This window comes from Neisseria mucosa, assembly GCA_003028315.1.
Classification (GTDB): domain Bacteria; phylum Pseudomonadota; class Gammaproteobacteria; order Burkholderiales; family Neisseriaceae; genus Neisseria; species Neisseria mucosa.
Genome location: CP028150.1, coordinates 2022770 through 2040406, shown reverse-complemented (window position 1 = coordinate 2040406; position 17637 = coordinate 2022770). Strand labels below are relative to the sequence as shown.

At 51.0% G+C, this 17637-nt stretch carries 21 protein-coding genes, 1 tRNA gene, 1 pseudogene and 1 riboswitch; of the genes and pseudogenes, 19 read left to right on the top strand and 4 right to left on the bottom strand.

Features of this window, described 5'->3' with window-relative positions; translation table 11 throughout:
• The first annotated feature begins 1 nt into the window (after position 1).
• The 13 genes from NM96_10230 to NM96_10170 all read left to right on the top strand — a co-directional run bounded on the left by NM96_10230 (position 2) and on the right by NM96_10170 (position 10986).
• Positions 2 to 364 (top strand): 30S ribosomal protein S13, encoded by a 363-nt coding sequence (locus NM96_10230; GenBank protein AVR79640.1) that lies wholly within the window; start codon positions 2 to 4, stop codon positions 362 to 364.
• Positions 365 to 383: 19 nt separating this feature from the next.
• On the top strand, positions 384 to 779 hold the full coding sequence (locus NM96_10225; GenBank protein ID AVR79639.1) for a 30S ribosomal protein S11: 396 nt from the start codon (positions 384 to 386) through the stop codon (positions 777 to 779).
• A gap of 15 nt (positions 780 to 794) precedes the next feature.
• Positions 795 to 1415, top strand: a complete 621-nt coding sequence (locus NM96_10220) for a 30S ribosomal protein S4 (protein AVR79638.1) — start codon at positions 795 to 797, stop codon at positions 1413 to 1415.
• Positions 1416 to 1440: 25 nt separating this feature from the next.
• On the top strand, positions 1441 to 2427 hold the full coding sequence (locus NM96_10215; GenBank protein AVR79637.1) for a DNA-directed RNA polymerase subunit alpha: 987 nt from the start codon (positions 1441 to 1443) through the stop codon (positions 2425 to 2427).
• Positions 2428 to 2451: 24 nt separating this feature from the next.
• Entirely contained in the window at positions 2452 to 2829 is a 378-nt protein-coding gene (locus NM96_10210) for a 50S ribosomal protein L17 (protein ID AVR79636.1), read from the top strand.
• A 310-nt stretch (positions 2830 to 3139) separates the two neighbouring features.
• Positions 3140 to 3249: riboswitch (TPP riboswitch) on the top strand.
• Between the two features lie 107 nt (positions 3250 to 3356).
• Positions 3357 to 4451: an FAD-dependent oxidoreductase gene (locus NM96_10205; GenBank protein AVR79635.1), complete on the top strand. Its 1095-nt coding sequence runs from the start codon at positions 3357 to 3359 to the stop codon at positions 4449 to 4451.
• A gap of 51 nt (positions 4452 to 4502) precedes the next feature.
• Positions 4503 to 4961: an isoprenylcysteine carboxylmethyltransferase family protein gene (locus NM96_10200; GenBank protein ID AVR79634.1), complete on the top strand. Its 459-nt coding sequence runs from the start codon at positions 4503 to 4505 to the stop codon at positions 4959 to 4961.
• Between the two features lie 139 nt (positions 4962 to 5100).
• Positions 5101 to 5748 (top strand): nuclease, encoded by a 648-nt coding sequence (locus tag NM96_10195; protein AVR79633.1) that lies wholly within the window; start codon positions 5101 to 5103, stop codon positions 5746 to 5748.
• A gap of 16 nt (positions 5749 to 5764) precedes the next feature.
• Positions 5765 to 6382: a thiamine phosphate synthase gene (locus NM96_10190; protein AVR79632.1), complete on the top strand. Its 618-nt coding sequence runs from the start codon at positions 5765 to 5767 to the stop codon at positions 6380 to 6382.
• A 106-nt stretch (positions 6383 to 6488) separates the two neighbouring features.
• Positions 6489 to 6683, top strand: a complete 195-nt coding sequence (gene thiS, locus NM96_10185; protein AVR79631.1) for a thiamine biosynthesis protein ThiS — start codon at positions 6489 to 6491, stop codon at positions 6681 to 6683.
• Between the two features lie 60 nt (positions 6684 to 6743).
• Positions 6744 to 7532, top strand: coding sequence for a thiazole synthase (locus NM96_10180; GenBank protein ID AVR79630.1), 789 nt, complete (start codon positions 6744 to 6746; stop codon positions 7530 to 7532).
• A 206-nt stretch (positions 7533 to 7738) separates the two neighbouring features.
• Positions 7739 to 10528: a DNA polymerase I gene (locus NM96_10175; GenBank protein AVR79629.1), complete on the top strand. Its 2790-nt coding sequence runs from the start codon at positions 7739 to 7741 to the stop codon at positions 10526 to 10528.
• Between the two features lie 68 nt (positions 10529 to 10596).
• Positions 10597 to 10986 carry a hypothetical protein gene (locus NM96_10170; GenBank protein AVR79628.1) on the top strand — a complete coding sequence of 130 codons (390 nt, stop codon included), beginning with the start codon at positions 10597 to 10599 and terminating at the stop codon, positions 10984 to 10986.
• Between the two features lie 519 nt (positions 10987 to 11505).
• Here the strand turns inward: NM96_10170 and NM96_10165 are convergent.
• Positions 11506 to 12353, bottom strand: a protein-coding gene (locus tag NM96_10165; protein AVR79627.1) for an IS630 family transposase whose coding sequence is annotated in 2 segments (ribosomal slippage) — positions 11506 to 12038 and positions 12038 to 12353 — 849 coding nt in all. Because the reading frame shifts where the segments join, the coding sequence is not laid out codon by codon here.
• Between the two features lie 183 nt (positions 12354 to 12536).
• Here NM96_10165 and NM96_10160 point away from each other — a divergent pair.
• The 3 genes and pseudogenes from NM96_10160 to NM96_10150 all read left to right on the top strand — a co-directional run bounded on the left by NM96_10160 (position 12537) and on the right by NM96_10150 (position 14309).
• Positions 12537 to 13910: a sodium:proton antiporter gene (locus NM96_10160; protein ID AVR79626.1), complete on the top strand. Its 1374-nt coding sequence runs from the start codon at positions 12537 to 12539 to the stop codon at positions 13908 to 13910.
• On the top strand, positions 13911 to 14138 hold the full coding sequence (locus tag NM96_10155; GenBank protein ID AVR79625.1) for a hypothetical protein: 228 nt from the start codon (positions 13911 to 13913) through the stop codon (positions 14136 to 14138).
• 9 nt (positions 14139 to 14147) lie between these two features.
• A pseudogene (locus NM96_10150) lies at positions 14148 to 14309 on the top strand (transposase).
• A 2-nt stretch (positions 14310 to 14311) separates the two neighbouring features.
• Here the strand turns inward: NM96_10150 and NM96_10145 are convergent.
• From NM96_10145 to NM96_10135, 3 genes are all read right to left on the bottom strand, one after another.
• Positions 14312 to 14638, bottom strand: coding sequence for a sulfurtransferase (locus tag NM96_10145; protein ID AVR79624.1), 327 nt, complete (start codon positions 14636 to 14638; stop codon positions 14312 to 14314).
• A gap of 99 nt (positions 14639 to 14737) precedes the next feature.
• Positions 14738 to 15394, bottom strand: a complete 657-nt coding sequence (locus tag NM96_10140; protein AVR79623.1) for a protein-L-isoaspartate O-methyltransferase — start codon at positions 15392 to 15394, stop codon at positions 14738 to 14740.
• A gap of 102 nt (positions 15395 to 15496) precedes the next feature.
• On the bottom strand, positions 15497 to 16000 hold the full coding sequence (locus tag NM96_10135) for a diguanylate cyclase (protein ID AVR79622.1): 504 nt from the start codon (positions 15998 to 16000) through the stop codon (positions 15497 to 15499).
• Positions 16001 to 16183: 183 nt separating this feature from the next.
• Here NM96_10135 and NM96_10130 point away from each other — a divergent pair, with 183 nt between their 5' ends.
• The 3 genes from NM96_10130 to NM96_10120 all read left to right on the top strand — a co-directional run bounded on the left by NM96_10130 (position 16184) and on the right by NM96_10120 (position 17426).
• A complete protein-coding gene (locus NM96_10130) occupies positions 16184 to 16957 on the top strand; it encodes a triose-phosphate isomerase (protein ID AVR79621.1) in 774 nt (257 codons plus the stop codon).
• Between the two features lie 7 nt (positions 16958 to 16964).
• The gene (locus NM96_10125) at positions 16965 to 17327 is read left to right on the top strand and encodes a preprotein translocase subunit SecG (GenBank protein ID AVR79620.1); all 363 of its coding nucleotides are present in this window, start codon (positions 16965 to 16967) and stop codon (positions 17325 to 17327) included.
• Between the two features lie 13 nt (positions 17328 to 17340).
• A tRNA-Leu gene (locus NM96_10120) sits at positions 17341 to 17426 on the top strand.
• Positions 17427 to 17637 lie beyond the last annotated feature (211 nt).

The following is a 17637-nucleotide window of genomic DNA, read 5'->3' as shown; positions in this document are numbered from 1 at the left end:
TATGGCTCGTATTGCAGGGGTAAATATCCCTAATAATGCACATATCGTAATTGGCCTGCAGGCTATTTATGGTATCGGTGCTACTCGTGCTAAATTAATTTGCGAGGCAGCAAATATTGCTCCCACTACAAAAGCAAAAGATTTGGACGAGGCTCAATTAGACGCTTTGCGTGAACAAGTTGCTAAGTATGAAGTAGAAGGCGATTTGCGCCGTGAGGTAACGATGAGCATCAAACGATTGATGGACATGGGTTGTTACCGTGGTTTCCGTCATCGTCGAGGTTTGCCTTGTCGTGGTCAACGCACTCGCACAAACGCTCGTACCCGCAAAGGTCCGCGTAAAGCGATTGCTGGTAAAAAATAATTTTTAAGGAATTTTATTAATGGCTAAAGCAAACACAGCTTCGCGTGTACGTAAAAAAGTACGTAAAACCGTAAGCGAAGGTATTGTGCATGTACATGCTTCTTTCAACAATACCATCATTACAATCACTGACCGTCAAGGCAATGCATTGTCTTGGGCTACCTCTGGCGGCGCTGGTTTTAAAGGTTCTCGTAAAAGTACACCGTTTGCAGCTCAAGTGGCTGCAGAAGCAGCTGGTAAAGTTGCCCAAGAATATGGCGTTAAAAATTTAGAAGTTCGTATAAAAGGCCCTGGTCCCGGTCGAGAGTCTTCTGTACGTGCACTCAACGCTCTTGGTTTTAAAATTACCAGTATTACCGACGTTACTCCGTTGCCTCATAACGGTTGCCGTCCGCCTAAAAAACGTCGTATTTAAAGGAGTGATTGAAACATGGCACGTTATATTGGCCCTAAATGTAAATTAGCACGTCGAGAAGGCACTGATTTATTTCTGAAGAGTGCTCGTCGTTCTTTAGATTCTAAATGTAAACTGGACTCCGCTCCTGGTCAGCACGGCGCAAAAAAACCGCGTTTGTCCGACTATGGTTTGCAATTACGTGAGAAGCAAAAGATTCGTCGTATTTATGGCGTATTGGAACGTCAATTCCGTCGCTATTTTGCAGAAGCAGATCGACGTAAAGGCTCTACTGGTGAATTGCTGCTGCAATTGTTAGAGTCTCGTTTGGATAATGTAGTATATCGCATGGGATTTGGCTCGACTCGTGCTGAGGCGCGTCAGCTGGTTTCTCATAAAGCAATTACCGTTAACGGTCAGGTTGTAAATATTCCTTCTTTCCAAGTTAAAGCCGGTGATGTTGTAGCTGTTCGTGAGAAAGCTAAAAAACAGGTTCGTATCCAGGAAGCTTTAAGTCTGGCAACTCAAATCGGTTTACCAAGCTGGGTTTCTGTTGATGCAGACAAATTGGAAGGCGTATTTAAAAATATGCCGGATCGTTCAGAATTAACTGGCGATATTAATGAACAGCTGGTGGTAGAATTCTACTCTAAATAACGCTAGCTCAGTGAGGGACAGTTAAATGCAAAATAGCACAACCGAATTTTTGAAACCTCGTCAAATTGATGTCGATACTTTATCTACAACTCGTGCAAAAGTATCCATGCAGCCGTTTGAGCGCGGTTTTGGTCATACTTTAGGTAATGCTTTGCGTCGTATCTTACTGTCATCCATGAATGGTTTTGCTCCTACTGAAGTGGCCATTTCCGGTGTATTGCACGAATACTCTACTGTTGATGGCGTTCAAGAAGATGTCGTCGATATTTTGTTGAATGTCAAAGGTATTGTATTTAAGCTGCATGGGCGTGGCCAAGTTCAGTTAACTTTGAGAAAGTCAGGGGCCGGTGTAGTAGTTGCCGGCGATATCGAATTGCCACATGATGTGGAAATTTTAAATCCTGAGCATATTATTTGTCATTTGGCCGAGAATGGTCAAATTGAGATGGAAATCAAAGTTGAGCAGGGACGTGGTTATCAATCTGTTTCCGGTCGTCGTGTTGTGCGCGATGAAAACCGCCAGATTGGTGCAATTCAGTTGGATGCGAGCTTTTCGCCCATCAGTCGTGTTAGCTTTGAAGTTGAACCTGCACGCGTAGAGCAGCGTACGGATTTAGATAAATTGGTTTTGGATATTGAAACTGATGGTTCTATTGATCCTGAAGAAGCTGTACGTAGTGCTGCTCGTATTTTAATTGATCAAATGTCTATCTTTGCTGATTTGCAAGGTACTCCAGTAGAAGAAGTTGAAGAAAAAGCTCCTCCTATTGACCCTATCCTGCTGCGTCCGGTAGATGATTTGGAATTAACTGTACGTTCAGCTAATTGTCTGAAAGCTGAAGATATTTATTATATCGGCGATTTGATTCAACGTACTGAAACAGAGCTTCTTAAAACTCCGAATTTGGGTCGTAAATCTTTGAATGAAATCAAAGAAGTGTTGGCATCTAAAGGCTTGACACTAGGTTCTAAATTGGAAGCTTGGCCGCCTGTAGGCTTAGAAAAGCCGTAAGTTTGAAGATTAAAGGATAATGACATGCGTCATCGTAATGGTAACCGCAAATTAAACCGTACAAGCAGCCATCGCGCTGCAATGCTGCGTAATATGGCGAACTCATTGTTGACTCACGAGACTATTGTGACAACTTTGCCTAAAGCTAAAGAATTGCGCCGCGTAGTAGAACCCTTGATTACATTGGGTAAAAAACCTTCCTTGGCAAACCGTCGTTTGGCATTTGACCGCACTCGTGATCGTGATGTTGTGGTTAAATTGTTTGATGAATTGGGTCCTCGCTTTGCTACCCGAAATGGTGGCTATGTTCGTGTGCTGAAGTATGGTTTCCGAAAAGGCGATAATGCCCCATTAGCACTTGTTGAATTAGTTGATAAAGCTGCTAATACAGTTAGCGAATAATTGCTTTAAAATTAAGTGTCATCCGCATTGCGGATGACATTTTTTTATTGGTAAATCAATATTTTGAATTGCACACTATAAACTATATTTTAGATTAGGCAGTTAGGTAATTATCTATTTGTCGTTATTTGTTTGTATTTAATGTTTCCATTTTGTGTTTTGGAACAAATTCCTTTAATAGTGCGTTTCATTTGGATTAAGTGCCAAGATTGATTTGGAAAAATTATCCCTTTTAAAGTATTTTGTCTCATGAAAATTTGTATTTTCAGACAATCTTTTGCCAAAATAAATAAATCTGTATAAACTTCATATTTTCTTGTCGGAGTGCTGCTTGTTCCTGCAAACAGCTGAGACCGCGCCAGCGGAATCCGTAGAACCTGTCGGGGTAATGCCTGCGTAGGAAACAAGCTGTCAAACGCCTTTTCAGGCTTCCGTTCCCTTTTTCGCATTTCCCGCCATTCGGTGGATTCCGCTTCCGTCTTGTCTTTCGTCTTCCCGACAGCCCAAACACTGCAAAGGAATCCACCATGCCCCGTATCGCCATTCTCGGCGGCGGCCTCTGCGGCCGTCTGACTGCTTTACAACTTGCAGAACAAGGTTTATCCATTGCCCTCTTTGACAAGGGCGGGCGCAAAGGCGAACACGCCGCCGCTTATGTTGCCGCCGCCATGCTCGCGCCTGCTGCGGAAGCGGTCGAGGCTACGCCCGAAGTCATCAAACTGGGCAGGCAGAGCATTCCGCTGTGGCGCGACATACGAGGTCGTCTGAAAACGCCGACCATGATGCAGGAAAACGGCAGCCTGATTGTGTGGCACGGGCAGGACAAGCCATTATCCAGCGAGTTCGTCCGCCATCTCAAACGCGGCGGCGTAGCGGATGACGAAATCGTCCGTTGGCGCGCCGACGACATCGCCAAACGCGAACCGCAACTCGGCGGACGTTTTTCAGACGGCCTCTACCTGCCGACCGAAGGCCAGCTCGACGGACGGCAAATCTTGTCTGCACTTGCCGACACTTTGGACGGGCTGAACGTCCCTTGCCATTGGGAACACGAATGCGTCCCCGAAGACCTGCAAGCCCAATACGACTGGCTGATCGACTGCCGCGGCTACGGCGCAAAAACCGCGTGGAACCAATCCCCCGAACACACCAGCACCTTGCGCGGCATACGCGGCGAAGTGGCGCGGGTTTATACGCCCGAAATCACGCTCAACCGCCCCGTACGCCTGCTCCATCCGCGCTATCCGCTCTACATCGCCCCAAAAGAAAACCACATCTTCGTCATCGGCGCGACCCAAATTGAAAGCGAAAGCCAAGCCCCCGCCAGCGTGCGTTCCGGGTTGGAACTTTTATCCGCACTCTATGCCGTCCACCCCGCCTTCGGCGAAGCCGACATCCTCGAAATCGCCACCGGCCTGCGCCCCACGCTCAATCACCACAACCCCGAAATCCGTTACAGCCGCGCCCGACGCCTGATTGAAATCAACGGCCTTTTCCGTCACGGCTTCATGATTTCCCCCGCCGTAACCGCCGCCGCCGTCAGATTGGCAGTGGCACTGTTTGACGGAAAAGACGTGCCCGAACGTGATGAAGAAAGCGGTTTGGCGTATATTGAAAAATAAGTTTGAGGTCGTCTGAAAACGTCGCGCTATCAGTTTTATAAAGGTAACAATATGAATTTAGAAACTAAAATTCCGCCGCCGGCGATATGTTTTCTTTGTGCGTTGTTGATGTACATCTCTGCCCAAGTGTCGGCGTTGGCCGGCATACTGCCGCGCTTTCCTATATTGCTGTCGGTTGTTTTGATGGTATTTGGGACGGCGTTGGGCGTATTAGGTGTGTGGGCGTTTCGCCGTGTGCGCACGACTGTCAGCCCGTTCAACCCCGAACAAACCGAACACTTCGTTTCAGACGGCGTGTACCGTTTCAGCCGCAACCCGATGTATGCAGGCATGGGCTGCTGGCTGGTCGCATGGGCAGGCTATTTGGCGCACCCGCTGCCGTGGTTGTTTTTGGCTGCATTTGTTGCCTATATGACGCGGTTTCAAATCATGCCCGAAGAATGCGTTTTGGCGCAGAAATTCGGTGCAGAGTACGAGTCTTACTGCCGACGCGTCCGCCGCTGGTTATAAAAGTGGAAGCTTCCAATCAAGTATCACCCATCTTCTACTCTACGGCATGAATGTGAATACTTGATGTTTTCAGACGGCCTCATCAGATGGCTATACCAGGCTCACTTTCATTAAACAATAAAACAAAAAGGAAAACGTCATGATTGAACAAGCAATAGGAAACCTGTCAGGTATCTTTTGGATTTTCCTGCTCGTCATTCCCCTGCTTCTTTTGAAAGCGCTGCTCCAAAACCCCAAAGTGAAAGGACGCATAGGCGAACGGGCAGTCCGTTCAGTAATCGGAAAAGATTTGGATGAAGAAACCTATATCGAATTTCACGATTTGATTATTCCGTCCCGCAGCAGCACGACGCAAATCGACCATATCTATGTTTCGGTTTTCGGGATATTTGTCATAGAAACCAAGAATTACACAGGTTGGATTTTCGGCAGCGAGAAGCAATCGAAATGGACACAAGTCGTCTATAAGCAGAAACACTACTTTCAAAATCCGTTGCGCCAGAATTACGCACACATCAAGGCATTATCCGAACTGCTGCAACTGCCGGAAGAAAAATTTCATTCGATGGTGGTTTTCCTCGGCGATTGTGAACTGAAAACGCAAATGCCGCCGAATGTCTGCCGTATCAGACAGGCAGCATCCTATATTAGACGTTTTCAGACGACCTTATTGCTGCCTCAGGAAATAGAAGCGGCAACTGCCGTGCTGTCTTCAAACGAATACCAAGCCGACGGCGAAAAACTGCGGGCGCATACCGAACGCCTGCAGGAACGCCATCAGCGATAACTTAAAAGGACACCCCATGACCTTCCCGCCCCTAAAATCCCCGCTTAAATTCTACGCCGTCGTTCCCACCGCCGATTGGGTGGAGCGCATGGTCAAAGCAGGTGCCGACACGGTGCAACTGCGCTGCAAAACCTTGTACGGCGATGAATTGAAACGCGAAATTGCCCGATGCACCGCTGTCTGTCAGGGCAGCCGCACGCAGCTTTTCATCAACGACCACTGGCGCGAGGCGATAGAAGCAGGCGCATACGGTGTGCATCTCGGACAAGAAGACATGGACACCGCCGACCTCGCCGCCATCGCCGCCGCCGGTTTGCGTTTGGGTTTGAGTACGCACTCCGTTGCCGAACTCGACCGCGCCCTGTCCGTACACCCCAGCTACGTCGCCAGCGGAGCGATTTTCCCGACCACGACCAAGCAAATGCCCACCGCCCCGCAAGGCTTGGACAAACTGCGCGAATATGTGAAACAGGCAGGCGGCACGCCTGTCGTCGCCATCGGCGGCATCGATTTGAACAACGCCCAAGCCGTCCTTGCCACCGGCGTTTCCTCCCTCGCCGTCGTCCGCGCCGTTACCGAAGCGGAAAATCCCGAAGCCGTGGTTAAAGCGTTTCAGGCTTTGTGGAATGAATAAGGTCGTCTGAAAACCAAATTTCAGACGACCTGAGAAAGCGAAAAAGATTCGATTTACCGTGTAGGCAAAACTTAGCCCGCTATAAATACAGAAATATCGAGAAACCATGAACATCATCTTAAACGGCGAACCCGCCGAACTTCACGGCACGACCGTTGCCGACCTCATCGCCCAAACCGCGCCGCAAAAGCCTTTTGCCGTCGCGGTAAATACCGGATTCGTCGCCAAAGGCGCGTATGCGGAAACGGTTTTGAACGAAAACGACAAAGTCGATATTGTGCGGCCGGTGGTCGGCGGCTAGGCGGTTTTGCTTTTTCAGACGACCCCTGTCCCCAAAAACAACCTTACAAAGGAACCCATCATGCTCACCCTATACGGAGAAACTTTCCCTTCACGGCTGCTGCTCGGAACGGCGGCCTACCCGACCCCTGAAATCCTCAAACAATCCGTCCAAACCGCCCGGCCCGCGATGATTACCGTCTCGCTGCGCCGCGCGGGAAGCGGCGGCGAGGCGCACGGTCAGGGGTTTTGGTCGCTTTTGGAAGAAATCGGTATCCCGGTGCTGCCGAACACAGCAGGCTGCCAAAGCGTGCAGGAAGCGGTAACGACGGCGCAGATGGCGCGCGAAGTATTTGAAACCGATTGGATCAAACTCGAGCTCATCGGCGACGACGATACGTTGCAGCCCGACGTCTTCCAGCTTGTCGAAGCGGCGGAAATCCTGATTAAAGACGGCTTCAAAGTGCTGCCTTATTGCACCGAAGACCTGATTGCCTGCCGCCGCCTGCTCGACGCGGGCTGTCAGGCGCTAATGCCGTGGGCGGCGCCGATCGGCACGGGTTTGGGCGCGGTTCACGCCTATGCGCTGAACGTCCTGCGCGAACGCCTGCCCGACACGCCGCTGATTATCGATGCGGGCTTGGGCCTGCCCTCGCAGGCGGCGCAAGTGATGGAATGGGGTTTTGACGGCGTATTGCTGAACACCGCCGTTTCCCGCAGCGGCGACCCCGTCAACATGGCGCGCGCCTTCGCACTCGCCGTCGAATCCGGACGGCTGGCATTTGAAGCCGAACCGGTCGAGGCGCGCACCAAAGCGCAAGCAAGTACGCCGACCGTAGGGCAGCCGTTTTGGCATTCGGCGGAATATTGACGAATAGCGTGTTGCGGGTATATGAAAAGGTCGGCTGAAATTTCAGACGACCTTTTTTACGGCAATGTCTAACGGTATGGATGTAGAAAGGGGAGGGCGTTTTGAGTGGAACGTGTTATGCCATGAAAACTTGCTTTCAGACGACCTCTTGTCTTTTCCTTTATAATCCGTCCATCTATTTTTCACTCATTTCAAGCAGGTTCACCATGTTCAAACCCACTCTCCTCCTCGTTGACGGCTCTTCTTATCTTTACCGCGCTTATCACGCGATGGCACAGTTGTCCGCGCCTGACGGTGCGCCGACGGGTGCGCTTTATGGCGTATTGAACATGTTACGCCGGCTGCGGGCAGATTATGTGCACGATTATTGCGCGGTGGTGTTTGATGCGAAGGGCAAGAATTTCCGCCACGAGATGTTCCCCGACTACAAGGCGACGCGCCCGCCGATGCCGGACGATTTGCGCCCGCAGGCGGAAGCTTTGCCGGATTTGGTGCGGCTGATGGGCTGGCCGGTGCTGGTGATTCCGCAAGTGGAAGCGGACGACGTTATCGGCACGCTGGCGGCGATGGCAGGCGAAGCGGGTTGGAATGTGGTGGTGTCCACCGGCGATAAGGACATGGCGCAGCTGGTGAACGAGCGCGTTACGCTGGTGAACACGATGAGCGGCGAAACGCTGGACATTGAAGGCGTGAAGGAGAAATTCGGCGTGCGCCCCGACCAAATCCGCGATTATCTCGCGCTGATGGGCGACAAGGTGGACAACGTGCCGGGCGTGGAGAAGTGCGGCCCGAAAACGGCGGTGAAGTGGCTGGAAGCCTACGGCTCGTTGGCTGGTGTAATGGAACACGCTGCGGAAATCAAGGGCAAGGTCGGCGAAAACCTGCAAGCCGCGCTGCCCCAACTGCCGCTGTCGTATGATTTGGTGACGATTAAAACCGATGTGGACTTGCACACCGAGCTTTCAGACGGCCTCGAAAGCCTGCGCCGCACTTCGCCGAAATGGTCGCAGCTTGCGGTCGATTTCAAACGCTGGGGCTTCCGCACTTGGCTAAAAGAAGCGGAAAGCCGTATGCACGAAGCGGCGGACGGCGATTTGTTTGGCAGCGATACGATAGGCGAACAGGCGGCGTTGGACATGGAAACGTCGTCTGAAAAAATCATAGAACATGCCCCCGCCCCCGAAAAACTGGATTATCAAGCCGTTACCACCGAAGCGCAGTTTGCCGCTTTGTTGGACAAACTGTCGCAGGTGGACACAATCGGCATCGATACGGAAACCACCTCCCTAGACGCGATGAACGCCGCGCTGGTCGGCATCAGTATTGCGTTTCAAGCAGGCGAAGCAGTTTACATCCCCGTAGGACACAGCCTGACCGCCGCGCCCGAACAGCTTGATTTGCAAGACGTATTAGGTCGTCTGAAACCGCATTTGGAAAACCCTGCCCTGAAAAAAATCGGGCAAAACCTCAAATACGACCAACACGTTTTCGCCAACTACGGCATCGCCCTGAACGGTATTGCCGGCGACGCCATGCTCGCTTCCTATATCATCGAGAGCCATCTCGGACATGGCCTGGACGAATTGTCCGAACGCTGGCTGGGCTTGGAAACCATTACCTACGAATCGCTGTGCGGCAAAGGCGCGAAACAAATCGGTTTTGCCGACGTCGCCATCGGGCAGGCGACCGAATACGCCGCCCAAGACGCCGATTTCGCCCTGCGCCTCGAAGCGCACCTGCGCGCGCAAATGGACGCCAAACAGCTTGAAATGTATGAAAAAATGGAGCTACCCGTTGCGCAGGTATTGTTTGAAATGGAACGCAACGGTGTACAAATCGACCGCGCCGAACTCGCCCGCCAAAGCGCAGAACTCGGTGCCGAGCTGATGAAGCTCGAACAAGAAGCCTACGCCGCCGCAGGTCAGCCGTTCAACCTCAACTCGCCCAAACAGCTTCAAGAAATCCTGTTCGACAAAATGGGCATTCCCACCAAAGGACTGAAAAAAACCGCCAAAGGCGGCATTTCCACCAACGAAGCCGTGCTCGAACAGCTCGCGCCCGACTACCCCCTGCCCAAAATCATCCTGCAAAACCGCAGCCTGGCGAAACTCAAATCCACCTACACCGACAAACTGCCCGAAATGATTTCCCCCAAAGACGGCCGCGTGCATACCACCTACGCCCAAGCCGTCGCCATTACCGGCCGCCTTGCCAGCAACAACCCCAACCTGCAAAACATCCCCATCCGCACCGCCGAAGGCCGCCGCGTACGCCGCGCCTTCACCGCACCGCAAGGCAGCGTCATCGTTTCCGCCGACTATTCCCAAATCGAGCTGCGCATCATGGCGCACCTCTCCGGCGACAAAACCCTCATCGCCGCGTTCCAAAACGGCGAAGACGTACACCGCCGCACCGCCGCCGAAGTATTCGGCATCGCCCCCGAAAACGTCTCGCCCGAACAACGCCGCTACGCCAAAACCATCAACTTCGGCCTGATTTACGGCATGGGCCAATACGGCCTCGCCAAATCGCTGGGCATAGACAACCTGTCCGCCAAAACCTTCATCGACCGCTACTTCGCCCGCTACCCCGGCGTCGCCGAATACATGCAGCGCACCAAAGAACAAGCCGCCGCCCAAGGCTTCGTCGAAACCCTGTTCGGCCGCCGCCTCTACCTGCCCGACATCCGCAACAAAAACGCCAACGCCCGCGCCGGAGCCGAACGCGCCGCTATCAACGCCCCCATGCAAGGCACCGCCTCCGACCTCATCAAACGCGCCATGATAGACGTGTCCCGCTGGCTGGTTTCAGAAGACCTGAAAAGCAAGCTGATTATGCAGGTGCATGACGAACTAGTGCTGGAAGTACCCGAAGCCGAGCTGGATTCAGTGAAAGAAAAACTGCCGCAGATGATGGCAAAAGTGGACGAAGGGATGTTGAACGTGCCGCTGGTGGCTGAGGTTGGCGTGGGGATGAATTGGGAAGAGGCGCATTGAGAGCTCATAAATTAAGTATCTCTATGCTATTCCTAAGATGGTTTCAAGTCTTAAAAGGAGACTAATAAATGAAGGTATTGGTATATAAACGTACTCATACAGGCGATCCTAGTGAAAATGGAGTATTTGGGGAGAGTGATTGTATGGGGGCTATAAGAAACTGGCACTATGATGCTGTTATCGGTATAGGATCTATACATCCTTGGGAAGGAGATGAAGGAATCTCAGGTAAGGTAACTTGGATTGGTATAAATCCGATCAGAATTGGAAAAAATGGGCGTGGGGATATACTCAAGTTCAAACAATTTGTCCTTTTAGAGGAAGGTGGTCCTGATTTTAGAAAGTTAGCTCCAAATCTTGCAAATCGTTTTTATAGTGGATTAAATTTAAACCAGTACGGTGTTGCCTCGCCTTGCCGTACTATCTGTACTGTCTGCGGCTTCATCGCCTTGTCCTGATTTAAATTTAATCCACTATATATTAGAAATGCCCGTTTTACCCTTAGTAGTTATTCAGATGTTGAGAAAAAGGAAGTTGAGAGAGTAATTAAAAATATTATAGATACTTATAATATAAACAGTGAGACCCAATTTGTTTTAACTAGAAGAAAAAGTAAATCTAAAAATTGCACAAGTTATGAATGCACAAACCATAAATTTAATAAACCCTCTAGCTGCAAATCAAGTTGTTGATGTAGAAATGCTAACCTGAAATAAAGACATCAACAGCAATCTACAGACTGAATATTTGTATCTAACAAAAGGCTGCCATCTCAAAAGCCGTTGGATTCGAAAATCCAATCTACCCAACCGAAACCGCGTGCGTGCCTTGAGCCACGTACCCTACCTGAATAGCACGCGAAACCGGGCATCGGGTGTAGGTGTGTACGGTACGCACGCACGCGGTTGTTGAAACCCAAAACCCACCCAAGGTCGTCTGAAAACTTGTTTCACTTGTTTTCAGACGACCTTTTATAGTTAATTAAAATCAAAATAGGACAGTAGCGCATCGTCAAATCGGGCGTAATCAGACAATACGGTTCGCAGATACCGCTTAATATTTGCCCACACCTTCTCAATCGGGTTGAGCTCAGGTGAATAAGGTGCAAGAGGCAATACCTTATGTCCCCATTTTTCCGCCATTTCCCGTAAAACACCCATACGGTGAAATCGTGCATTATCTAAAATAATCACCGATTTTTGAGTCAATGCGGGCAGTAGGCATTGCTGAAACCACGCTTCAAAAAAGACTCCGGTCATCGTATTTTGATAAACCATCGGAGCAATCAGCCGGTTGCCGACTTGTGCGGACACCAGAGATAAGCGTCGGTATCTTTTTCCACTTATCTGCGCTTTCACTATTTGCCCTTTCGGGCTGCGGGCATAGGGACGGAACAGGTAGCGGTCAAATCCTGTTTCATCCAAATAAACACGTTGGTAGTCGGAAAATTCGGCCAGCTGTGTCAAATAATGCGTTACTTTGGCCGGATCTTGTTCTTTGTAAGTGGTGGTCTTTTTTTGCGCGTCATTCCCATCTGTTTGAGTGCATAGCAAACGGCGGCTGGCGTACAATCAAAATGTTTGGCGATTTCATGCAGATAGGCATCCGGGTGTTGCCCAACATATTGAGCCAGTTTTTGCCTATCCAATTTGACGGCATTTAGACCGGTGACTTGATGTTTTAGGCTGCCTGTTTGTTTTTTAAGGCGAATCCACAGGTAAAGCGTGTTTCTTGACAAGTTAAATGTTGCTGCGGTTTGGCTGATGTTTTTGCATTGTTCGTAATAGTTTAAAGCTTTGTTTCTTAAGTCCGCAGAGTATGCCATGGTTAAACCTTCAAAGTTGAGTATTGTACTATTTTATTTTTAATTGACTATATTTGGAGCAGCGGGGTAGGGCGGGTCGTCTGAAAGGTGGTTTGCCCTAGCGTGTTAAATCATGTTAGGTTATGATGTTTCTTTTAATATATAAATAGATGGCCGACAGGTCGTCTGAAACGGAGAAAAGGCATGAATGCCGTAGTGGTTGCAGTAATCGTTATGCTCGTGTTGTCGCTATCGCGGGTACACGTCGTATTGAGCCTGACTGTCGGTGCGTTCGTCGGCGGACTGGTGGCGGGAATGCCGCTGGAAAACATCGTGGATACGGCGGGCAATGTAACGCAGTCGGGGATTATTCCCGTGTTTAACGAAGGTTTGAAGGGCGGCGCGCGGATTTCTTTGTCTTATGCGATGCTCGGTGCGTTCGCGATGGCGATTACCTATTCGGGGCTGCCGCAGCAGCTTGCGGGCGGCATTATCCGCAAACTCAACAACAGTCAGGATGCCGCGAAAGGCGAAAGTTCGGTGAAATGGACGCTGTTGCTGATTATTTTGGCGATGGGCATCATGAGTCAAAACGTCGTGCCTATCCATATCGCGTTTATTCCGATGATTATTCCGCCACTTTTGCTGGTGTTTAACCGTTTGAAAGTCGACCGCCGCCTGGTGGCGTGTGTGATTACGTTCGGTTTGGTGACGACTTATATGTTCCTGCCTTACGGCTTCGGCGCGATTTTCTTGAACGACATTCTCTTGGGCAACATCAAATCTGCGGGTATGGACGTAAAAGGCATCAGCGTCATGCATGCGATGGCGATTCCTGCGCTGGGTATGGTGGCGGGGCTGCTGGCGGCGTTTGTCCACTACCGCAAATCACGCATTTATCAAACCAATACCGTCGATACGGAAGACAACCGCGAAGCATCCGAACAGCCCCAGCCTTCGGCTTACCGCAGTCTGGTGGCGGCAGTGGCAATCGGCGTGTGCTTTGCGATTCAGTTGATGTATGAAGATTCGCTGGTGTTGGGCGCGATGCTGGGTTTTGCCGTCTTTATGATGCTCGGCGTGATGAACCGCGACGCTGCCAGCGATGTGTTCGGCGAAGGCATCAAAATGATGGCGATGGTCGGTTTCATCATGATTGCGGCGCAAGGCTTTGCGGCAGTCATGACCGCGACAGGCGAAATCAAACCGCTGGTCGAACACAGTATGCAGCTTTTCGGCAGCAATAAAGGCATGGCGGCATTTGCCATGTTGTTTGTCGGATTGTTGGTCACCATGGGCATCGGCTCTTCTTTCTCCACCTTGCCGATTATTACCGCGATTTATGTGCCGCTGTGTATCAGCCTCGGCTTCTCGCCGCTGGCAACCGTCGCCATAGTCGGTACGGCGGGGGCATTGGGTGATGCCGGTTCGCCCGCGTCCGACTCGACGCTCGGCCCGACCATGGGTTTGAACGCCGACGGACAACACGACCACATCCGCGACTCGGTCATCCCAACCTTTATCCACTACAATATCCCGCTGATGATTGCGGGCTGGATTGCTGCGATGGTGCTGTAAATGAGCGAAATGGACGAATTGGAACACCGCATCACCGAGCTGGAAATCCAAACCGCGCTTCAGGAAGACTTAATCGGCAGCCTGAACGATACGGTGGCGAAAATGCAGCAGACGCTGGATTTGCAGCAGGCGCAGTTGAGGCTGCTTTATCAGAAAATGCAGGACAAAGGCGCAAGCGGAGAGCGCGAACCTTACAGCCTGCGTGATGAAATTCCGCCGCATTATTGAAGCGGGAATATGAAAAAAGGTCGTCTGAAAAACCTGAATCAAGGTTTTCAGACAACCTTTTGGCGTTATAGTGGATTAAATTTAAATCAGGACAAGGCGACGAAGCCGCAGACAGTACAGATAGTACGGCAAGGCGAGGCAACGCCGTACTGGTTTAAAGTTAATCCACTATATCAATATCTCGCCATCGTCCCATCCACCTGCAAAGCCCAAGCATCAATCCCGCCTTGCAGGTTAAACAGATTTTCGAAACCCGCGTCCGCTAGATACATCGCCGTATGCAGGCTGCGGATGCCGTGGTGGCAGTAAACGACAATCGGCAAATCGTCGTCGGGCAGCTCGTTTTGGCGCAGCGGAATCAGGTTCATCGGGATATGGATGGAGTCAGGCAGGGCGCAGACGGCGGTTTCCTCGTCGGTGCGCACGTCCAGCAGATGGAACGCGCGGCCTTCGTTCTGCCATTGTTGCAGTTGCAGCGGGGTGAGTTGAGGGATCGTCATGATATTGTGTGTGTGAAATGATGGAAACGATGAAAGGTCGTCTGAAAACGTTTCGCCATGTCCGGCTGGTTTTCAGACGACCTTTGATTTCAAAAAAGTTTAAAAATCGAAATCGCCGAAAGGACGGTTTTCTTTGTCGTCCAAATGCGCGACCAGCGTGTCGAACAGGACTTTTTCTTCAAATTCGCCGCCCTTGCGCGTAATCAGCAGCGCGCGCTGTACCGGCCGGCGGCCGACGATGACCGCCATGCGGCCGCCGTCTTTCAACTGTTCTTTCAATACGTCAGGCACGCGGTCCACCGCGCCGCCGACGTAAACCGCATCAAACGGCGCGCCCGCGGAAGGCTCGGTCAGCCCGTTGTTTTGCACATAATCGATATTGTCCAAAGCCAAGCCGTCCAACACTGCTTTGGCGCGGTTTTGCTGCTCGGCATCGAGGTCGTCTGAAACCACTTTACCCGCCAGTTTCGCCAAAAGCGCGGTCGCATAGCCCGAACCCGTGCCGATTTCCAAAACCGTATCGGTTTGCGTCAGTTTCAAACCCTGCGCCAACCGCGCTACGATTTTCGGCTCGAGCATCTTATGTCCGTTGGCAAGCGGCAGCTCCATGTCGGCATACGCCAAACCCTGCAAAGACTCGCTCACGAAACGCTCGCGCGGAATTTCCTCCAACGCGTCCAAAACGTCAAAATCCAATACATCCCACGGACGGATTTGCTGTTCGACCATATTGAACCGCGCTTTTTCAAAATCCATTTTGTGCTCCGTTAAATAATTGTTTTAGCAATGGCAGACATTATAAAACCACACTCCCGCCGCGCCAACTTCAGCGCGCGCCGCCCGCCCGTTTTTTCGGTCTCAAGCCGCCTGACGCGAAGCCTTAAACCGCTTCTCCAAAATCTTTGCCAGTTCGCCCAAATACAAAGCATCCGTTTCATCAAACTGCGCCAGATGTTCGCTGTCCACGTCCAACACGCCGATACAGAGGTCGTCTGAAAACAGCGGAACCACAATTTCCGAACGCGACAAAGACGAACAGGCAATATGGTCGGGATGCGCATTCACATCCTCGACGACCATCGTCTCGCCCTTTGTCCAAGCCTGACCGCACACCCCGCGCCCGAACGGAATCCGCGTACACGCCAAAGGCCCCTGAAACGGCGCCAAAACCAATTCGTCCGCGCGCGTATCAACCAAATAAAAACCCACCCAAAACCAGCCGAACGCTTCCTTCAAAACCGCCGCCGTGTTCGCCAAATTCGCCACCCAATCCGTCTCGTCCGCCACCACAGACTCAATCTGCGGCAACACCTCCCGATAAAGCGCGGCCTTGTCCGAAGCCGAAAAATGAAGCGCGTGCATAGCCATGTCCTATATATGTGTATATCAAACAGTTATTATAAAACAGGTCGTCTGAAACAGCATTTCAGACGACCCCGGGCATCCCGTTTCAAGTTGCTAACCCGTCGCATATCCACTAAACTTCACGTTACATCACGCTACACACAGCGTACAGCCAAAGAAACACAACACGGAGCAAAAAAGATGTATCACCAAATCGGAATGTGGGATCAAAAATGGGTCATCGGCAACTGGAAAATGAACGGCCGACTCCAAAACAACAACGCACTCATGCACCGCTTCCGCATCATGCCCACCGCCGAACGCGTCCTCATCGGCCTCGCCGCCCCGACCGTTTACCTGTTGCAACTGCACAACGCCATGCAGATTGTCCTCAACAACCGCATTCTCACCTGCGCCCAAGACGTCAGCCGCTTCCCCAACAACGGCGCCTACACAGGCGAAGTTTCCGCAGAAATGCTCGCCGACATCGGCACAGACATCGTCCTCATCGGACACTCCGAACGAAGCCTCTATTTCGGCGAGAAAAACGAAATCCAACGCCGCAAAATGGAAAACGTCCTCAACGTAGGCCTCATTCCCCTATTGTGCGTCGGCGAAAGCCTCGAAGAGCGCGAAGCCGGCAAAGAACACGAAGTCATCGCCCACCAACTCTCCGTATTGCATGGACTGAACACCAAAAACATCGCCGTCGCCTACGAGCCGGTATGGGCAATCGGCACCGGCAAAGTCGCCACCGTAGAACAAATTGCCGACATGCACGCATTCATCTACAAAGAAATCTTGTCTTTGTGCGGAAGCGATGTTAAAATCCGCGTTCTTTACGGCGGAAGTGTGAAAGCAGACAATGCAGCCGACATCTTCGCAGTACCTCATGTAGACGGCGCATTGGTTGGCGGCGCGTCATTATCGTATGACTCATTTACCGCCATCATCAACGCAGCGCAAGCCTCGTAGAAAACATATGGAAGCCTTTAAAACCCTTATCTGGATTATTAATATTATTTCCGCTTTGTCAGTGGTTGTGTTAGTATTGCTGCAACACGGCAAAGGCGCGGACGCAGGCGCGACCTTCGGGTCAGGCAGCGGCAGCGCGCAGGGCGTATTTGGTTCTGCAGGCAACGCAAACTTCCTGAGCCGCGCAACCGCCATCGCTGCGACTTTCTTCTTCGCAACCTGCATGGCAATGGTTTATATCCATACCCATACAAACAAACACGGTTTGGACTTCAGCAATGTGAAACAAACCCAGCAGGCTCCTAAACCTGCCGCTCCCGCTGAAAACCAACCCGCACCTGCTGCACCCGCTCCTCAGCAGCAGAAATAAAAGTTTTCAAAATGCCGACATGGTGAAATTGGTAGACACGCTATCTTGAGGGGGTAGTGGCCGTAGGCTGTGCGAGTTCAAATCTCGCTGTCGGCACCAACACACAAAAACGCTTAGAAATTCTAGGCGTTTTTTTTTCGTTTAATCCTGTCTAATGCCATCAACCAAACCTAATAAATACAAGGCTTTCAGACTGATTGCCATCCTATTGTCTTCTTCCTGATTGTATAATTCCGTCTAATTCAGCCTAATTGAAGTAACCTAAAATTTACGGTATCTTTTGCGGTATCTGAAAAATACCTCGAAAAAA

Coding starts and splice junctions, on each gene's coding strand:
- NM96_10220 (AVR79638.1), top strand. CDS start 795: ATGGCACGTTATATTGGCCCTAAATGTAAATTAGCACGTCGAGAAGGC.
- NM96_10160 (AVR79626.1), top strand. CDS start 12,537: ATGAATGCCGTAGTGGTTGCAGTAATCGTTATGCTCGTGTTGTCGCTA.
- NM96_10180 (AVR79630.1), top strand. CDS start 6,744: ATGCTCACCCTATACGGAGAAACTTTCCCTTCACGGCTGCTGCTCGGA.
- NM96_10170 (AVR79628.1), top strand. CDS start 10,597: ATGAAGGTATTGGTATATAAACGTACTCATACAGGCGATCCTAGTGAA.
- NM96_10210 (AVR79636.1), top strand. CDS start 2,452: ATGCGTCATCGTAATGGTAACCGCAAATTAAACCGTACAAGCAGCCAT.
- NM96_10145 (AVR79624.1), bottom strand. CDS start 14,638: ATGACGATCCCTCAACTCACCCCGCTGCAACTGCAACAATGGCAGAAC.
- NM96_10205 (AVR79635.1), top strand. CDS start 3,357: ATGCCCCGTATCGCCATTCTCGGCGGCGGCCTCTGCGGCCGTCTGACT.
- NM96_10195 (AVR79633.1), top strand. CDS start 5,101: ATGATTGAACAAGCAATAGGAAACCTGTCAGGTATCTTTTGGATTTTC.
- thiS (AVR79631.1), top strand. CDS start 6,489: ATGAACATCATCTTAAACGGCGAACCCGCCGAACTTCACGGCACGACC.
- NM96_10200 (AVR79634.1), top strand. CDS start 4,503: ATGAATTTAGAAACTAAAATTCCGCCGCCGGCGATATGTTTTCTTTGT.
- NM96_10140 (AVR79623.1), bottom strand. CDS start 15,394: ATGGATTTTGAAAAAGCGCGGTTCAATATGGTCGAACAGCAAATCCGT.
- NM96_10215 (AVR79637.1), top strand. CDS start 1,441: ATGCAAAATAGCACAACCGAATTTTTGAAACCTCGTCAAATTGATGTC.
- NM96_10135 (AVR79622.1), bottom strand. CDS start 16,000: ATGCACGCGCTTCATTTTTCGGCTTCGGACAAGGCCGCGCTTTATCGG.
- NM96_10225 (AVR79639.1), top strand. CDS start 384: ATGGCTAAAGCAAACACAGCTTCGCGTGTACGTAAAAAAGTACGTAAA.
- NM96_10155 (AVR79625.1), top strand. CDS start 13,911: ATGAGCGAAATGGACGAATTGGAACACCGCATCACCGAGCTGGAAATC.
- NM96_10230 (AVR79640.1), top strand. CDS start 2: ATGGCTCGTATTGCAGGGGTAAATATCCCTAATAATGCACATATCGTA.
- NM96_10125 (AVR79620.1), top strand. CDS start 16,965: ATGGAAGCCTTTAAAACCCTTATCTGGATTATTAATATTATTTCCGCT.
- NM96_10130 (AVR79621.1), top strand. CDS start 16,184: ATGTATCACCAAATCGGAATGTGGGATCAAAAATGGGTCATCGGCAAC.
- NM96_10175 (AVR79629.1), top strand. CDS start 7,739: ATGTTCAAACCCACTCTCCTCCTCGTTGACGGCTCTTCTTATCTTTAC.
- NM96_10190 (AVR79632.1), top strand. CDS start 5,765: ATGACCTTCCCGCCCCTAAAATCCCCGCTTAAATTCTACGCCGTCGTT.